The 17,248-nt window shown below is 65.2% G+C and carries 15 protein-coding genes; 10 read left to right on the plus strand and 5 right to left on the minus strand.

Features of this window, described 5'->3' with window-relative positions; translation table 11 throughout:
* The 4 genes from RY1_RS11135 to RY1_RS11150 are packed head-to-tail and all read right to left on the minus strand — an operon-like array spanning nt 1 to nt 4,131.
* The gene (locus tag RY1_RS11135; RefSeq protein ID WP_072803604.1) at nt 1-1,044 is read right to left on the minus strand and encodes a ketopantoate reductase family protein; all 1,044 of its coding nucleotides are present in this window, start codon (nt 1,042-1,044) and stop codon (nt 1-3) included.
* On the minus strand, nt 1,041-1,853 hold the full coding sequence (locus RY1_RS11140; protein WP_072803605.1) for an SDR family NAD(P)-dependent oxidoreductase: 813 nt from the start codon (nt 1,851-1,853) through the stop codon (nt 1,041-1,043). The genes RY1_RS11135 and RY1_RS11140 overlap by 4 nt, the downstream gene beginning before the upstream one ends.
* A complete protein-coding gene (locus tag RY1_RS11145) occupies nt 1,850-2,752 on the minus strand; it encodes a polysaccharide deacetylase family protein (RefSeq protein WP_072803606.1) in 903 nt (300 codons plus the stop codon). Before RY1_RS11145 ends, RY1_RS11140 begins: the two co-directional genes overlap by 4 nt.
* Nucleotides 2,749-4,131 (minus strand): M20/M25/M40 family metallo-hydrolase, encoded by a 1,383-nt coding sequence (locus RY1_RS11150; protein WP_072803607.1) that lies wholly within the window; start codon nt 4,129-4,131, stop codon nt 2,749-2,751. The genes RY1_RS11145 and RY1_RS11150 overlap by 4 nt, the downstream gene beginning before the upstream one ends.
* A gap of 98 nt (nt 4,132-4,229) precedes the next feature.
* Between RY1_RS11150 and RY1_RS11155 the strand changes: the two genes are divergently transcribed.
* Nucleotides 4,230-5,582: an FAD/NAD(P)-binding protein gene (locus RY1_RS11155; RefSeq protein ID WP_169914657.1), complete on the plus strand. Its 1,353-nt coding sequence runs from the start codon at nt 4,230-4,232 to the stop codon at nt 5,580-5,582.
* Between the two features lie 5 nt (nt 5,583-5,587).
* On the opposite strand, the gene RY1_RS11160 is transcribed toward RY1_RS11155, so the two are convergent.
* Entirely contained in the window at nt 5,588-6,028 is a 441-nt protein-coding gene (locus tag RY1_RS11160) for a hypothetical protein (protein WP_072803609.1), read from the minus strand.
* A gap of 238 nt (nt 6,029-6,266) precedes the next feature.
* Between RY1_RS11160 and RY1_RS11165 the strand changes: the two genes are divergently transcribed.
* From RY1_RS11165 to RY1_RS11205, 9 genes are all read left to right on the plus strand, one after another.
* A complete protein-coding gene (locus RY1_RS11165) occupies nt 6,267-7,601 on the plus strand; it encodes an NtaA/DmoA family FMN-dependent monooxygenase (protein ID WP_245819598.1) in 1,335 nt (444 codons plus the stop codon).
* A 46-nt stretch (nt 7,602-7,647) separates the two neighbouring features.
* Entirely contained in the window at nt 7,648-8,976 is a 1,329-nt protein-coding gene (locus tag RY1_RS11170) for an NtaA/DmoA family FMN-dependent monooxygenase (protein ID WP_072803610.1), read from the plus strand.
* Nucleotides 8,977-9,095: 119 nt separating this feature from the next.
* Complete coding sequence (locus RY1_RS11175; protein ID WP_072803611.1) at nt 9,096-10,166, plus strand: aldo/keto reductase; 1,071 nt, start codon at nt 9,096-9,098, stop codon at nt 10,164-10,166.
* Nucleotides 10,167-10,189: 23 nt separating this feature from the next.
* Nucleotides 10,190-11,509 (plus strand): NtaA/DmoA family FMN-dependent monooxygenase, encoded by a 1,320-nt coding sequence (locus tag RY1_RS11180; RefSeq protein WP_072803612.1) that lies wholly within the window; start codon nt 10,190-10,192, stop codon nt 11,507-11,509.
* A gap of 28 nt (nt 11,510-11,537) precedes the next feature.
* Complete coding sequence (locus RY1_RS11185) at nt 11,538-12,239, plus strand: NAD(P)H-binding protein (protein WP_072803613.1); 702 nt, start codon at nt 11,538-11,540, stop codon at nt 12,237-12,239.
* A complete protein-coding gene (locus RY1_RS11190) occupies nt 12,236-13,297 on the plus strand; it encodes a DUF7405 family protein (protein ID WP_072803614.1) in 1,062 nt (353 codons plus the stop codon). Before RY1_RS11185 ends, RY1_RS11190 begins: the two co-directional genes overlap by 4 nt.
* Before the next feature lie 6 nt (nt 13,298-13,303).
* Nucleotides 13,304-13,975: a hypothetical protein gene (locus RY1_RS11195; protein ID WP_072803615.1), complete on the plus strand. Its 672-nt coding sequence runs from the start codon at nt 13,304-13,306 to the stop codon at nt 13,973-13,975.
* Nucleotides 13,972-15,579, plus strand: a complete 1,608-nt coding sequence (locus tag RY1_RS11200; protein WP_072803616.1) for an ABC transporter substrate-binding protein — start codon at nt 13,972-13,974, stop codon at nt 15,577-15,579. The genes RY1_RS11195 and RY1_RS11200 overlap by 4 nt, the downstream gene beginning before the upstream one ends.
* Before the next feature lie 39 nt (nt 15,580-15,618).
* A complete protein-coding gene (locus RY1_RS11205; protein ID WP_072803617.1) occupies nt 15,619-17,247 on the plus strand; it encodes an ABC transporter substrate-binding protein in 1,629 nt (542 codons plus the stop codon).
* Nucleotide 17,248: the final 1 nt, after the last annotated feature.

Below are 17,248 nucleotides of genomic sequence, written 5' to 3' on the forward strand. Positions count from 1 at the left end.
TCATTTCGTGTTCAGAAGGGTACGGAGTGTGTCCAGATGGGTTGGCGAGAAGTCCGCCTCGCCCGCCGAGATGTCCCGAAGGATGGCCAGGACCGCAGTGGTGAACGAGGTGTCGACACCGTGCTTTTCGGCGAGCGCGGCATACCCGTCGTCGAGCAGTCCGCGTTCGGTCGGACGCTTGCGGACGGCGATGTCGCGGAAGACCCCGCTTCGATCCTTGGGCTGGCCGGCGAGGAAGGCCACGATACGGTCGAGGGCTGCGTCACGGACATCGGCCGGTGCGTCGGCGCGGAAGGCGTACGGCTCGTATCCGTCGAAGCTCTCCAGTACGAGTCCGGAGCGGATCGCCACCTCGGTGCTCTCGACGGCCACTGCAGCCGCGAGATCGCGATTGGCGTCGACGATCTCGGCCATCGGTGCGTCGACGAGCGTGGTGAGGCCGAGGATCCCGCCGAAGCCGCGCTTGGCGAAACGGTAGCCGGCAACGTTAGCGGTGGATTCGACCGGTCCGTAGCGGCGGAAGTCGGCGGCAACTTCGAGCGCCCGCGAGTCGGGTGCACCGCCGTCGGGCAGCCCGACCGCGAGAGCGCCTGCACCGCCGAAGGATACGACGCCGGGCTCGAGGTAGTCGGTGAAGATGTTGACGAAAGCGCCGATGACCCGGTCTGCCCCCACCTCGGCGGCGATGACCGGCTCGTTGTGGCCGTTCTGCAGCGACACGACGTAACCGAACTCGGCGAGCCGGGGCGCGGCCCACTGCGCCGCGTCACGGGTGTGCTGGGACTTGGTGGAGATCACGACGCGCTCGATCTTCGGCGCATCGGCCGGATAGTTCGCCGGTGTGTAGGCATGCGCGACGCGAACGACGTCGTCGGTGCCGTCGACTCCGCGGATCCGAAGTCCGTCCGCTCGGATGGCGTCGATGTGCTGCTCGTCGGTGTCGACGAGGGTGATCTCGTGACCTGCTGCGGCCAGCGCGTGCGCGACGGTGCCGCCGATCGCGCCCGCGCCGACGAATGTGTAGGAACGTAGTGGTGAGGTCATGCGCCGACTCCTGCGGTGTTCGTGGGGGTTTGCCATTCGGTGCTGTCGGCCCAGTGCTGCGGCAGTGAGCGGGTACCGGCCGAGCTGCCGCCGTCGACGGGTACGTTCGCGCCGGAGATCCACCGAGCGTCGTCGGTCAGCAGGAACTGCACTGCGTCGGCGACGTACTCGGTTCTGGCCGGTCCGGGAAGCACTGTCGTGGACAGCAGTTCCGCGTATTCGTCGGTGACGGGATTGACGTCGCTGTCGACCGCGAAGAATCCAGGTGAGACCGCGTTGACACGAATGCCGTGCTGCCCCAGTTCGATAGCCGATGCCTTGGTGAGCATGACGAGCGCGGCCTTCGACGTCGAATAGTGCGCGGTGCCCGGCCGTGCGCGGGTGGCGGCACCGGAGGCGATGTTGACCACCGACGGCGTTCTCGACGCGGCGATGGCGCGGCGCGCGAGTTCCTGCGTGGCGAGCAGGGGTGCGACGACGTTGACGGCTTGGACGCGATTCCATGCCGCCGCGTCGACGTCGAGAAACGGGATCGCGGGATAGATGCCCGCGGCGTTGACGAGCCCGTCGATCGGTGCGAGATCCCATGCTCTGCCTATGAATTCGGTCGCGAAGACGGCGTCGCCGAGGTCGCCGACGATGGTGTCGACCCGCTCGGCCGAGGTCTGTGCGAGCTGCTGCGCTGCACCCAGCAGCGTGGACTCGCGCACGTCGACGAGGGTCAGTGCCCACCCGTCCGCGGCGAGCCGTGCGGCGATGGCCAGCCCGATGCCGGATGCAGCACCTGTGACGACGGCATGTCGAGTCATGAATTGTCCTTTCCTGCAACGTATGTTGCGAGCTGTTCGTGCGTCGCGAACCACACGTCACCCGATTCGCGAATGTAGGTCAGTAGTTCGTCGAGAATCCACAGACGAGACCGGTGGCCGATGATCGAGGGATGCATCGTCAACTGGAAGACGCCACGGTCGGCTCGTGCGCCGTCGAATTCACGCTTCCAGATCTCGAGCACGGCCGACGGTGCGGTGTAGGGGCGTATACCGGCGAATCGGGCCATCCCGAAGTACGGTGCATCGTCGCGAATCCACTCCACCGGAAGCTCGACGATTCCGGTGGGCTCTCCCGCGGCGACCAGTTCGTACGGGTCGTCGTCGGCCATCAGCGACGAGTCGTACAGGAAGCCGAGCTCGCGGATGATGTCGAGCGTGTTGGGGGAGAAATCCCAGGAGGGAGTGCGAATTCCGACCGGTCGCCTGCCGGACAGCTTCTCGAGCGTATCGAGACTGCGGAGTGTGAGATCGCGTTCGTCGGCACGCTCGAGCAATGTGTTCCGCTCGTGGATCCACCCGTGCACGCCGATTTCATGACCGTCCTCCACGGCGGCATCGATCTGTTCGGGGTACAGCAGCGCCGAGACGGCGGGGACGAAGAACGATGCCGGAACACGCTGACGTGCAAGCAGTTTCCTGATGCGAGGCAGAGCGACCCGGGCGCCGTACTGTCCGCCGGACAACACGCCAGGGGTCACCGCGGAGTCGCGGAGCGCAGGCGTCTCGTGATCGGAGTCGAACGAGATGGCCACCGCGACCGAGGCGTCGTCCGGCCATGCCTGCGGCGTCAGGCTCCGGCCGGCGCGCACGTGCTCCACGATGGGACGCCACGTCGATTCCGGCCACTGCCAGGGTTGTTCGTCTGTAGGTGCGCTCATGCGGAAGTCCGTTCCAGTGGGTGTGGGTAAGCGGAGTGGGGTGCGAGGAACTCGTCGACGACGTGTCCGAGTGCGCGTGTGGTTCGCATCAGACTCGCGATGTCGATGTGCTCGTCCTCGCCGTGGAACAACGTTCGGTAGCGGCCGATGTCCCAGTCGGGTTCGAACAGCGCGAACCCGTACGCATTGCCGCCGCGGCCACGAACCCAACGTGCGTCGGTGCCGCCACCGGTGAGGACCGGAACCGTCGTCGCACCGGGAAATTCGGTGGTCACTGCGCTCTGCAGCGTGCGATAGAGCCGGGTGTCGGTGGACGAGCGAGAGGGGTTCCCGGTACCGAGGTGCACGATCTCGAACTGGTCGGCGATGTCGCCGAGTGCATGACGCAGCTCGTCCGCGACGTCGTCGGCGGTCTGCCCGGCCAGAATTCGGATGTCGAGATCGAGTCGGCCCTCACCGGGGATGACGTTCGACTTCGATCCGGATCGCAGGATGGTCGGAGTGATCGTCAGGTGCGACACCGCGTGCGCGAAACGCGTGGCGGTGCCGAAGACGTGCAGGTGATCGTCGATGGTGCGGGCGTCGAGCAGAGCCTGCTCGATGTCGGCGTCGAACCCGTGTGCGCGAACGAACGTGCGCCAACTGTCGTCGAGTTGGGTCGGGGTGCGGTGACGTGCGATGCGGACGACGGCCGCGGCGATCAGGACCGCGGCATTGTCGACCCCGTAGGGCATCGAGGCGTGTCCGCTGGAGGTGCGCGCCACGATGCGGTGCGGCGCTCCGCCCTTCTCGCCGACCGTGACGGTCACCACGGGACCGTCCGACGGCAGCCGGCCGTGCGGGATGTGGGCGCCCCCGCTCTCGGTCAGAGCGTTCTCCCAGGGAAGCAGTTCGGGACGGTGCTGCGAGATCCATCCGGCGCCGAACCGGCTGCCTGCTTCCTCGTCGGCGACCGCCGCGAACACGAGGTCGCCTGCGAGCGGGCGCGGTAGCTGCGCGATGCGTTTGGTCACCACGGCCATCGCCGACGTCAGATTGAGCATGTCGATGGCACCGCGGCCCCACACGACGCCGTCCGCGACCTCGCCGGAGAACGGATCGCGTGACCACCGAGTCGGGTCTGCCGGTACGACGTCGGTGTGACCGAGAAGCGTGAGCGGCGGTGCATCGGCGTCGTGACCCTTGACCGTGAAGATCGCGCTGACGCGTCCTGGATGCGGCTCGACGCGGGTGACCGCCGCCCCGGTCCCGTCGAGAAACTCCTCGATGGTGTCGGCGTTGCGGACTTCCTGCCCCGAGTCGGGTGTGCCGTCGTTGACGCAACCGTTGGTGATCAACCTCGACAGCAAGGCAACGGATTCGTCGGTGGAGAAATACATTGTCAGTACATTACGAACTGTGGATACACGTGGCTACATTAATAATCACCGTGAATCCAATTGCGTCCAGAGCCACTACGGCGGCGTATCCACCTAAGGTGAGCCGCGTGGATACCGTCATCGTCGGAGGTGGCGCCGGCGGAGTGATCGCGGCGCTGACTCTGCTGCACCGCGCGCGCACCGGAGATCGCATACATCTGATCGAGCGATCGGAGAGCATCGGCGAAGGCGTCGCCTACTCGACCACCGTCCCGGTACATCGGGTGAACGTGCCTGCGAACCGAATGAGCGCGCGCCCCGACTTTCCCGACCACTTCGTTCGGTACCTCGAATCGGAAGGCCTCGGCTCGACGTTCACCTACGCACCGAGGCAGGTGTACGGGCAGTACCTTCGGCACTCGCTCGCCGTCGCCGTCGCCGGGTCCGCAGCCGACTTCGTGCAGTGGCACGACGCAGTGATATCGGTGGATGGTGCCCAAGTCGGTGCACAAGATGGTGCACTGGACGTGCGACTCGGTTCAGGGGCATCCATCGTCGCCGACCACGTGATCCTGGCCGTCGGGCACGGCTCGTTCTCGGTTCCGGTTCCCGCAGGTCCTGGCGTCGTCACGCATCCATGGACGGCGGATCTGCGCGCGGTGGTCGCCGAACACGACGCATACGGCAGGCCGATCGTGGTCGTCGGAACCGGGCTGAGCGCCGCCGACGTCGTCGCAGAACTCGACACGTACGGATGCCGCGACATCACCGCCATCTCGCAGCGCGGGCGATTCCCCGAGGCGCAGTTGGCGCAGCCCGAACCTCCGTTGCTGTACGAGCAGGTCGAGCACCTCATCGGTGCCACGACGGCCGCGGAGATCATCCACGCCGCGCGGCTGCTGTTCCGCCGACACCGGGATCTCGACTGGCGCCGGGTGGTCGACGGGCTACGGCACGTCATCCCCGATGTGTGGCCTCAGGTATCGGACGCCGAGCGCGAGAAATTGTTCCGACGCGTTCTGCTGATCTGGGAGCAGCACCGCAATCGCATGCCGCCCGAGACGGCGGACGTTCTGACGCGCCTGATCGACGACGGTTCCCTGACCCTGGTGTCCGGCCGGGTCCACGGCTACCGCGACGGTTCGGTGCTGGTGCGGCGATTCGAGAACGAGTGGGCAGTGCGGGCAGATCTCGTGATCTGCTGCACCGGCCCGTCCCGATTCGCCCGGAAGATGGGCGAACCGCTCGTCGACCACCTGCTCGATCGCGGCTACGCCAGTCCTGGACGGACGAACATCGGCCTCGGCACCGACCTGGAGGGCCGTGTACTCGGTCCGCTCGTCGATCGGCTGTGGGCGATCGGATCGGTTCGGCGTGGTTCGAACTGGGAGAGTTTCAACATCACCGAGATTCGCACGCAAGCAGAGGTCGTGGCGTCACGGATCACCGCGCAGCACGGTGCGCGCGTCTGATCGGATCAGGCGGAGACGTACCCGTGGGCTCGAAGAGTGGCGGCATACAGAGGCCGCCGCGACGCTCCGACGAGGTAACGACGCTTGCTCTTCACCGCGCGAGATCTGGTGAGAACGGACGGGCTCTCCGACCACGACCAGCTGCGCCTGCTGTCGGCGAGCTGGTCCGCCAGGCTCTGCACCACGCGCTCCTTGGTCGAGTATTTGGGAACGTCACCCACGATCGGGCCGAAGGCCCCGGACAGCGACGTGCACAGTTGGACGAGCAGGTCGGTCGCCGGCGGCAGCACGAAATGCAGGTGCGTCTGCGACGGCGTTCGGCACAAAGCCTCGAACACCTCGGTCTCCCAACCGTCGGTCTCACCGAACGCGGACAGCAGCACCGCCGCGACGGAGTGCGCCGTGTCGATGGCAGGTAACGTCGCTGGGTCGTGCAGGGGGTTCATCGGACGACCCGTCCGTGCGTTCGCGCACCGGTACTCATAACAAAGATTAAAACCGATCGGCGCGGATTTTGCAGAATGTTCGGAACTTCGGGACTCACTACCTTCGCTTGAGACGAAAGAAATCCGCCTGATTCCAACCGTGTCGGATCCGTCTCGCCCGATCGATACTGAGCCGGGGCACTCATCCCCACCATCAGTGAATCCTGAAGATCAGTGAATCCGAGACGACGAGGCAGCGTTGACATCATCGATACCGGACCTACCACCGTTGATACTGAGCGCGGGTATCAACAGTACGGGCTACAGCGCAGGATCGTGGAACTCGCCCGGGCGGTCGTGGAACCGTTTTCTCGACTATTCGCATTACCGGAACGCCGCGGAGATCGCACACGACGGCGGACTCGACGCGCTCTTCCTCTCGGACCATCCTGCATTGCAGCGTGACAACACCTCCAGACCAATTCACACGTTCGACCCGATCGTGCTGTTCGCGTCGCTGGCTGCCGCCGTTCCGGACATCGGCTTCTTCCTCACCGCGTCCACGTCGTACAACTCTCCGTACAACCTTGCCCGTCGGCTCGCGAGCCTCGACCACATCAGCGGCGGCCGCGTCGTCTGGAATGCGGTGACGAGTTTCAACCCCGACGTCGCCAGCAACTTCGGATCCGATCCGCTCCCCGAGCGTGAGGAACGCTACCGACGCGGGACGGAGTTCATCGACGTCGTCAAGAAGCTGTGGCGCAGTTGGGATGCGGACGCAGAAGGATTCCCGGACGCCGGGACGCTGTGGGACGACACCACGGCACGTCGCATCGATCACCGCGGTGAGTTCTTCTCGGTGCAGGGCCCACTCAACGTTCCTATCGGGCCTCAGGGCTACCCGCTCGTCGCGCAGGCAGGAGGTTCGGTTCAGGGAATCGACCTCGCGGGCCGCCATGCCGATCTCGTCTACGCCCCGCTGCTGTCCATTCCTGCGGCTCGGACCTTCACGGCGGAGGTGCGGGCACAGGCGCTCGCGCACGGTCGGAGCGCAGGCGAGGTGAAGTTCGTTCCAGGGCTCGTCCCGATCATCGCCGCCACCCGTGCGGAGGCACGCCGCAAGCACGAACGCCTCAACGGGCACGACGGTGAGGCATCCCTCGTGGCGGCGGTGGTGAAACGTCTCGCCCCTGCCCTCGACGGGCTGTCCGCACATGACATCGTGCCGCCCGAGCGGCTCGATCCCGTTCCAGGACAACGAGGTCCGATCGGATTCGCGCGGTCCTTCCGCGACGTCGCTGCGGCCGCGCCGACGACGCTGCGTGAACTGGCCCGCACAGCCGAAGGCGGACATCGGCTGGTGGTGGGCACACCGGAGGACATTGCCGCCGACATCACCGAGTGGTGGAAATCGGGGACCGTCGACGGGTTCACTCTGCAGTTCCCCGTTCTGCCCGACGACCTGCAGCTGTTCGTCGACGAGGTGATCCCGTTGCTGGTGCGCGCAGGAGTCCGCAGGCCGGGATACGTCCCTGGCACACTGCGCGACAAGTTCGGGTTCGGCTACCCGGTGGAGCGCATAAAATCAGCGTGAGGCAATCCATTTTCTCTATCAACTCTGTAGAGAAAGATTGTCCCGCGTGAGCACTCTCCACTTGAACATCGCGTTGTCCACGCCGGGGCACCTCCGATCCGCCTGGAGGCAACCGGGTATCGATCCGCGTGCGTTCGTCGACCCGCTGCATTTCACGCGCCTGGTGAAGATCGCCGAGGACGCCAAGATCGATGCGGTGTTCATCGGCGACTCACCGGCATTGCCAGGCGATATCGCGTCCGCGCCGGGAAATGCTCTGGACCCACTGCTGATGATGACGCACGCCGCGGCGTCGAGCACGCACATCGGTCTGCTGGCGACATCGACGACGACATACAGCAATCCGTACGAACTTGCGCGACGCTATCTGACGATGGATCACCTGACGGGCGGGCGCTCGGCCTTCAACGCCGTCACGTCCTACAGTGCCGACGCTGCCGGAAACTTCGGTCTGGAGCCGTTGGCCAAGGCGGCGCGCTATGCACGCGCCGACGAGTTCGTCGGACTCGTGGTGCGGCTGTGGGACAGTTGGGAATCCGACGCGATCGTCGGTGACGCGGAGAGCGGGCAGTTCGCGGACCGTTCACGGATCCACGACGTCGATCATCGCGGCGCGCATTTCGCCGTGAAAGGTGCTCTTCCTCTTCCCCGTTCGCCGCAGGGACGGCCCGTCATCGTCCAGGCAGGCGCGTCCGAGGGCGGGAAGGCGCTCGGATCGAAGTACGCCGACGTCGTGTTCGCCGCGGCTCAGACCATCGGGCACGCCGTTGCCTTCCGCGACGATATTCGTGCGCGCGCAGAAGGATTCGGCCGCAGTCCGGACGACGTCAAGATCTCGCAGGGACTCGTCGTCATCGTCGGGGAAACGGAATCGCATGCACTGCAGCGAGAGCTGCAGCTTCGTGACACCATCGACTACGCCTCGGCGCTGCGAGGACTGGAAGCCAAACTGGGTGCCGAGCCCGGATCGCTGGAACTCGATCGTGTCGTCGAACTGGGCCGGATCGCGGATCCGTCGACCAGTGATGCCGGTGGTCCGGCAGGGTTCCTGTCCAGCATTCGCTCGCTGGTCGCGCAGGAGCAGGTGACGGCCCGCCAGTTGATAGACCGAAGCGCCTCCGGCGCTGGGCATCGGCTCGCCGTCGGAAGTCCGGAGCAGATCGCGGACACGATCGAGGAATGGTTCGCAGCAGGTGCGGCCGACGGATTCACCGTCATGCCGGCCGATGTGCACACCGACTACGAGCTCTTCGCGAAACATGTTGTTCCGCTTCTTGTTGCGCGTGGTCTGTTCCATGCGGAGTATCCGTCGACGACGTACCGGGGGAATCTGGGACTCACATCGACGCTGCGCTCGGAGATCGAATCATCCTGATTCTATTGCCGATTGACGTAGTGGAACTTGCTTGTTCATTCAATCCTGTTGCGCCAGACTGGTATCACACACGAAATGTGTTCGAATGCCAGTAGTGTCGGATGGATTGGACAACAAGCATGAGTTATCGCACCCTGGGCAAGACCGGTGTCAAGGTCAGTCAATTGACATTGGGCGCAATGAATTTCGGATCCCGCTCGGGCGCGCTGAGTGATCACGACGAGGCCGTCTCGATCATTCATCACGCGTTCGATTCCGGAATCAACATCGTCGACACCGCAGACTCGTACTCGCAGGGCGAGAGCGAGGAAATCGTCGGAAAGGCGATCAAAGGACGTCGCGACGACATCATCGTCGCGACCAAGTTCCACAGTCAGTGGAGCGACGGCGTCAACACCCGCGGCAGTTCACGCCGGTGGATCTTCCAGGAGGTCGAGAACTCGCTCCGCCGACTGGGTACCGACTACATCGATCTGTACCAGCAGCACAAGCCGGACCCCGAGGTCGATATCAGTGAAACCGTCGGCGCGCTGGACGATCTGGTGCGTCAGGGCAAGATTCGGTACTACGGCACCACCACCAACGAGGCTCATCTGCTGGTCGAGGCGCAGTGGGCGGCGTCCCGCGACGGTCGGAGCAAGCCCGCGACCGAGCAGGCTCCGTACTCGATTCTGGCGCGCGGCGCCGAGCGTGCAGTGTTCCCTGTCGCGCAGAAGTTCGACCTCGGTATTCTCACCTGGAGCCCGCTGGCAGGCGGATGGCTCTCCGGCAGGCACGTCGAAGGCAGCGAAGCGCCGCCGTCGGCACGGGCCGCGCGCATCCCGGCGCGCCACGATCCCGAGTTGCCGATCAACCGGACCAAGCGTGAACTGGCCATCCGGCTCGGCGACATCGCACGCGATGCAGGGTTGACGCTTCCCGAGCTCGCGGTGGCATTCGTGCTCAACCACCCGGCCGTATCGAGCGTTCTGGTCGGACCTCGCACGCGTGAACACCTCGACAGCCTGCTGTCGGTCCCGGAGATCGTGCTCGACGAGTCGGTCCTCGACGCTATCGACGAGGTCGTGCCCCCCGGCATCACGATCAACCGGGCCGACGAGGGGTGGATCCCGACGTGGCTGACCAGCGACAAGGAAGGTCGACGACGGGTGCGCCCCTACCGCCCGACCGCAGTTCTCGCCGGCGCCTGATCTCCGCCGAGAGGGGCGAGAAGATGACCACTGAGAGCGGGCCCGGTTTGCATCTGGGTATCAATTGCCCAGGGCACGGTTCGTATCGACATGCGTGGCGACGACCTGGCATCGATCCACTCGGTACCGCCGACCCGGATTTCTACGTTCGGATTGCGCGGACAGCCGAGCGGGGCTTGTTCGACGCCGTCTTCACCGCGGATGTTCCGGCGTTGACGCCGACGTGGGAGCACCAACCGCAGCGGATGACTCTCGATCCTTTTCTCGCCCTCTCGATCGCGGCACGCGAGACCGAGTTCGTGGGTTTGGTGGTGACGGCGTCGTCGACGGTCAATCACCCGTTCAACTTGGCGAGATCGATCTCGACTCTGGATCGTATCTCGCACGGCCGGGCAGGGTGGAACGTCGTGACGAGCTACAACCCGCTGGTCGCACCGACTTACGGCCTCGACGGTCTCCCGCCGAAGGAGCAGCGGTATGCGCGGGCGAGCGAGTTCCTCGAGGTCGTCGACGGGTTGTGGAGGACGTGGGCGCCCGATGCGATCGTGGCGAACAAGCAATCCGGTCTGTACGCCACCGCGGACAGGGTGCGACCGATCGATCACGACGGTGAGTTCTACTCGGTGCACGGCGGCGGATTGATTCCGCCGTCCGAGCAGGGACTTCCGGTGATCTTCCAGGCCGGGGCCTCGGCCGGCGGGCTGGAGCTTGCGGCGACGCACGCCGATGCGACGTTCGTGTCCGCGGTGTCGCTCGACGTCGCACGGGAGTACCGGCAGTCTCTCGACCGTGCGTCGGCGGCTCATCGGACGCCCGGTAGGCCGGGTGTGCTTGCCCTGCCCGGCCTTACGGTCACGCTCGGATCGACCGACGAGGAAGCCGAACGTCGCCGCGACGAGCTGTCCGACGCCGGAGCCGACGACGAAGCGTTGCAGATGCTCTCGCAGCGCCTCGGTGTTCCCGCCGCCGAGATCGACCTGGACGCACCGATAGTGTTGAACGACAGTATTTTCGAGGGACAGCGTGGTGAGACGTCCGAGGGTTTCCTGCGGTCACTCAAGTCTCAGGCAGACGAGGGCGCGACGGCCAGGGACGTCATCCGCAGAGGCGTCGGGCATCTGTCGGTCATCGGTGGGCCGAAGAAGGTCGCCGACCTGATCGAGGAATGGTTCTCGACGGGCACGGTGGACGGCTTCAACCTCATGTTCGATGTGATCGACGAGACGTTCGATCCGTTCGTCGACGAAGTTGTTCCCATTCTGCAGGAGCGCGGATTGTTCCGAAAGCAGTACCGAGGCCGAACGTTGCGCGAGCACATGGGCCTGCCGATCCCGACCTGGTGAAAACACCCCAAGACAGCGAGGAAAGATCATGACACGAATCGTCGAATTCAGCCCGGTGTTCGCCGAGGCCACCAACAGCTCGTTCCATCACGTGCAGGGAATCTGGAACGCACGCGAGCACGCCGAACGGCAGGCGGCCGAGCGTGGGCACACCTACAGCAGCCCGGAGCAGGGCGGAGTATCGCAGGCGGCGGCGACCGAATTGCTCTCCACTGCAGATGCTCTCGTGCTCGCCCCGACCGTCGCCGCGCCGACCGGGATGTGGCAGCCGACCGACGGGGAGGAAGCGGGCCGCCTGATCGGGCACCGGCTGCTCGACGTTCTCAGCTCGCAGCGCCCCGACCTGCACATCGTGCTCGTCTCGCATTTCCTCGTCGGACACGGTGCAACGCACAAGAACTCGAAGCCGAGCACATGGGGGCTTCGCGCGTTGGAGGCGCATCTGCGCGGCGGCGACAATCCGTGGACCATCCTGCGGCCGACGTGGTTCTCCACCATTCACGACCCCGCCTACCAGACGCGACTGACCGGCGACCGCAACGCCGACGGGCTGGTCAGTGCCGAGAGCGTCGCCGATGCAGTGTTGACCGCCATCGAGAACCCGCACGCTGCGGCAGGGCGTACCGCCGCGGTGTACAACCTGGCCATCCCCGACGTGCCGCGCACAGCCCTGGTGGCGCAGTTCGAAAACCTCGATCGCGATGTCGAAGCACTGGTGGGGCAGCGATGAGTCGGCCTCGCGGGCAGCACGAATGGGAGTCGACGTTCGGCCACGATCACCTCGGGCGGCCGACCCCACCGAAATACCAGCTGCTGACGCTCGTCGATGTGGTGACGCCGAAGTCGGATGCCGCAGTGGCACATCTCGAGTCGACGCTCGGCGCGATCGAGAACCGATTCGTCCACGGCCCCGACGGCATCCTGTCCACTGTCGGGTGGGGGCCGTCGTGGTTCGACGGCCACACCGAGCACCGAGGGTTGGTCAACGTCCCCGCGCGCATGTCGCGGTGGGAGGATCCGGTGATCGACACTCCGCACGCACTGTTTCATCTGGCGAGCGACCACGAGGACATTCTCGAGGCTGCGTTCGACGAACTGTTCGGAATCGGCGAGGGTGCTCAGGGGGAATACCTTCGAGTGCAGGAAGTTCGACGCGGATTCGTCGGTGCCGGACTGCCGACGAACGCGCTTCCCGAGCTCGGTATACCCGAGAATTCGCCGTTGCTGTTCGGGTTTCATTCGATTCACCGCGGCAATCAAGCGACCGAGGAGTCCATCACGATCGCCGACGGTCCGTTGCAGGGTGGAACCACCGCGCACGTATCTCGTATCGAGCTCGACGTCGAGCGCTGGCACGCCCGCGACCGCGATCAGCAGGCGGCACTGTTGTATGCGCCGACCGTCACCGCCAAGGAGGCCGAGGCGTTCGTCGACGACGCGCCGAGCGACTACCACGCGTACGAGAGCACCGTGAAAGAGCACGGCATCGTCGGCCACGCGCAGGCAGCGGCGCGGGCGCGAGTGAACAACGTACCCATCATCAACCGCAGGGATTTCGCGACGATCGAGGGCGGCAAGCCCGGCACACACTTCGTCTCACTGCAGCGAGAGCTCCGCGATTTCAACAACACTCGCGCGATCATGAACGCAGCCGACGGAACCGACTATCACCGCAGCGTCGGTGCTCGCCGCCGCAACGGCATCAACGCGTTCTTCGACGTCACCCACCGCGCGACGTTCGGCATTCCGCAGCGCGCACAGCGCGCCTACCCGTACTGGAGAAACTGAACAGCCATGTCATCGAAGATTCTCGACCCCGACTCGGCACTCGTGCTGAGCGAGATCCTCGCCGAGCCCGCCCTTCCCGTCGGCACCGCCGCCGCGGGCCCCGGCGGCGCGAGGGGCGCCGCGCTCCGTGAGGCAGTCGACCACCTCACGTCGGTGCGCACGTCCGATGTGCGCGGGCGAACCGAGGACGAGACCGACGCGTTCCTGCGTGACCTCGCTGCCATCGATCCCGAGCTGGCGGATGTCCTGCGCTGGCACGTGGCACTCATCGCCGTTCTCGAAGCGCATGGACCGTCGAGGGCCCGAAACGCGGTGTTGGGTGACATCGCCCGCGGTGACGTACTCACCCTCGCGACCGATGTACGACGGTGGCAGTGGCGCGAGGGCCGGGCACCGGGCGAGGCGAATCCGATCGCAGCTGTCGACGGTGAGGTGTCGGTCGACGAATACCCCGGTTTGTACGACTACATCCTGGTCTCGGTCGACGGAACGCTCGTTGCGCTTCCCACTCACCGGGACCGCGTCGAGTGGGAACCACAGGGTGGTGCGTGGTCGGTACGGCTCGATCGTGTGACCGTCCACCGAGACGAACTGATCGATCTGGGGCATCACCCACGCGAGGCCGCCGGCTGGCGCGAACCCATTCACACCGCACGCAGAATCGACGGAATCAGATGAAGAAGCTTTCGACCGTGTTCGCCGCTGCCGTGCTGGCCGCCGCGCTCGTGGCCTGCTCGGGTGGCGGAACACCCGGAGCCTCCGCAGGCGGCGAGCCACAACAGGGCGGCGACATCATCTTCCTCGAGAACGGTGAGTTCACCGGCTTCGCGCAGCAGGACCTGCGGACGTGGCAGACGTCCTCCGTCGCGGTCAATCTGTTCGACCGGCTCGTCTACCTCGACCCGAAGACCGGTGAACTGGAGCCGTGGCTGGCCACGTCCTGGACCGTCGATGCCGATGCCACCGAGATCGAACTGACCCTGCGCACCGACGTCACCTTCAGCGACGGCACCCCGCTCACCCCCGAGGTGATCGTCGCGAACCTCGACCGATTCGGCACGGGCGACCCCGACAACGGCATCACCCCGTCGCGTCCTCAGTTCGCGCGATACGCGAGCTCGACGGCGGTGGGCAACGACAAGGTCGTCATCACCCTGTCGCAGCCGGATACCGGCTTCCTCAACAATCTGGCCGACCTGCGGCACTCCATCGTCGCGCAGTCGACCCTGGACCTGGGCTACGAGGACGCGTCGAAGCTCGAGAACGCCATCGGCACCGGCTCGTTCGTGTTCGACTCACAGAAGCCGGGCAGTGAGATCAAGATCGTGAAGCGCGACGGGTACGACTGGCCGCCTGCCTCCGCAGCGCACACCGGTGAGGCGTACCTGGACTCGATCACCTACATCATCTCCAGCGAAGGTGCATCACGCACAGGACTGTTGTTGTCGGGACAAGCTCAGGCGGCACGTGACGTCCTCATCACCGACGAGAAGCAGTTGCAGGACCAGGGATTCCACTACTACGGCGCCAGGCCGTTCGGTGGCGTGCGGGACCTCGAGATCAACCCGTCCGCGAACCCGATCATCGCGGATCCGAACGTGCGCAAGGCAATCCTGCACGCGATCGACCGTGACGAGTTGATCGACACCGTGTACAACGACAACTGGACCACGGCAACAGGTTTGGTGCAGTCCAACACCCCCGGATACGTCGACATCGGCGACGAGTACGGCTTCGACGCCGAACAGGCCAACGAGCTGCTCGATCAGGCCGGGTGGACCGTGAAGGGCGCAGACGGCATTCGGACGAAGGACGGCCAGCGTCTGACGTTCACGATCTACCCGGAGTCGCAGTGGGTCGTCCCGATCCCCGACGCCGAGCTCATCGCAATTCAATTGGCACGTGTCGGAATAGAATTCGAGATCGTCAAGGTCGACCGATCCACCTACAACGCACAGGTCGCCAAGCCGGACAATCCGTTCTCGTGGGGCCACGCCACTGCAACCGACGTCAACCAGCTGTGGAACCGGTATCGCTCGGGCGGCGTCGGTGGTCTGAACGATCCCGCGTTCGACGCGTTGCTCGACGTCATCAAGACCACCCCGATCGGCGAGGCACGCACCGAAGCCGTCGCCCAGGTGCAGAAGTACCTGCTCGACAACGCCATCATCGTGCCGCTGCAGGAGACGCAGCAATCCTTCGTCACGGCACCTCAACTCAACGGATTCGAACCCGAAACGCTGGGACGGTCGTACTTCTACGACGCCTGGCTCGACGACTGATCCGCCCACACCCCGAGAACATCTGGAGAACACACGATCATGACCACATCCATCCGATTCCGGCGATCGGCCGCCGGTCTCGCAGTCTCCGTCGTGGCAGTGCTCGTTGCTGCCTGCGGTGGGGCGGGTGCAAGCCCCGACAGCAGCGGTGGCGGTGAACCACAGCAGGGCGGCGACGTCATCTTCCTCGAGAGCGGCGAGTTCACGAGTTTCGCGCAGCAGGACCTGCGCCTGTGGCAGAACTCGTCGGTCTCGGTGAATCTGTTCGATCAGCTGGTCTACCTCGATCCGGAGACCGGGACACTCGAACCGTGGCTCGCGGCGTCGTGGGAGATCAACGACGACTACACCGAGTTCCTGCTGACCCTGCGCGACGGCGTCACCTTCAGCGACGGCAGCCCGCTGACCCCCGAGGTCGTCGTCGCCAATCTCGATCGGTTCGGGTACGGCGACACCGCGCGGGGCTACTCGCCGTCGAAACCGCAGTTCAACAACTACGACCACGCCGAGAAGGCAAGCGAGAACCAGGTCAGGATCTTTCTGAAGAAGACCGACACCGGATTCCTCAACGGTCTGAGCGATCTTCGGCATTCGATCTTCGGTCAGGCCGCACTCGACCTCCCGTACGAGGAAGTCGCCGACGTGAGCCAGGCCGTCGGCAGCGGGCCGTTCGTCGTCGACTCGGTCGAAGGCAGCACCGAGATCAAGATCGTCAAGCGTGACGGATACGACTGGGGCCCGGGATCGGCCGACCACACCGGTGAGGCGTACCTCGATTCGGTGACGTACATCGTCTCGAGCGAAGGTTCGTCGAGGACAGGACTGCTGCTGTCGAACCAGGCGCAGATCGCACGGGACATTCTCATCACCGACGAAAAGCAGCTGCAGGGCAAAGGCTTCCACTACATCGCCTCGCGGCCGTTCGGTGCCGTGCGGGAACTGTCGATCAACCCGTCCGCCAACGCGGCCGTGGCCGACGTCCGTGTTCGACGCGCCATTCAGAAGGGGATCGACGTCGACGAAATTCTCGGTGCGATCTACAACGACAACTGGATCAAGGCCACCGGCCTGATTCAGGCCACCACACCCGGTTACAGCGAGGCGGTCAGCGATTACCCGTACGACGCTGCTGGGGCCGAGGCGTTGCTCGACGAAGCAGGCTGGACCACCCGCGACAGCGACAACATCAGGACCAAGGACGGACAGCGGTTGGAGTTCACGCTCTACCCCGAGCTCAACTGGGTCGCCGCAGTGCAGGACGCCGAGCTCATCGCCATCCAGCTCGAACGCATCGGGATCAAGATCGACGTCAGCAAGGTCGATCGCACGACGTACACGACCGTGACCACGGCGCCGGACAACGTCTTCTACTGGAATCACCAGACAGGCGCCGACGTCAGCCAGCTGTGGACCAGGTACCGCGACGGCGGTGCAGGCGGGTACGACAACGCCGAATTCGATTCACTCGTCGGTGCCATCGCCACCATTCCCGTCGGTGACGAGCGGACCGAGGCCGTCGACAAGGCGCAGCGGAAGTTGCTCGACGACGCCATTGTGATTCCGCTGGAGGAGACCCAGCAGTCCTTCGCGACGGCACCGAACCTGTACGGCTTCAAAGCGGAGACGCTCGGCCGCTCCTACCTCTACGACGCCTGGTTGGACGACTGAC

The organism is Rhodococcus yunnanensis NBRC 103083 (assembly GCF_001895005.1).
Taxonomy (GTDB): Bacteria; Actinomycetota; Actinomycetes; order Mycobacteriales; family Mycobacteriaceae; genus Rhodococcoides; species Rhodococcoides yunnanense.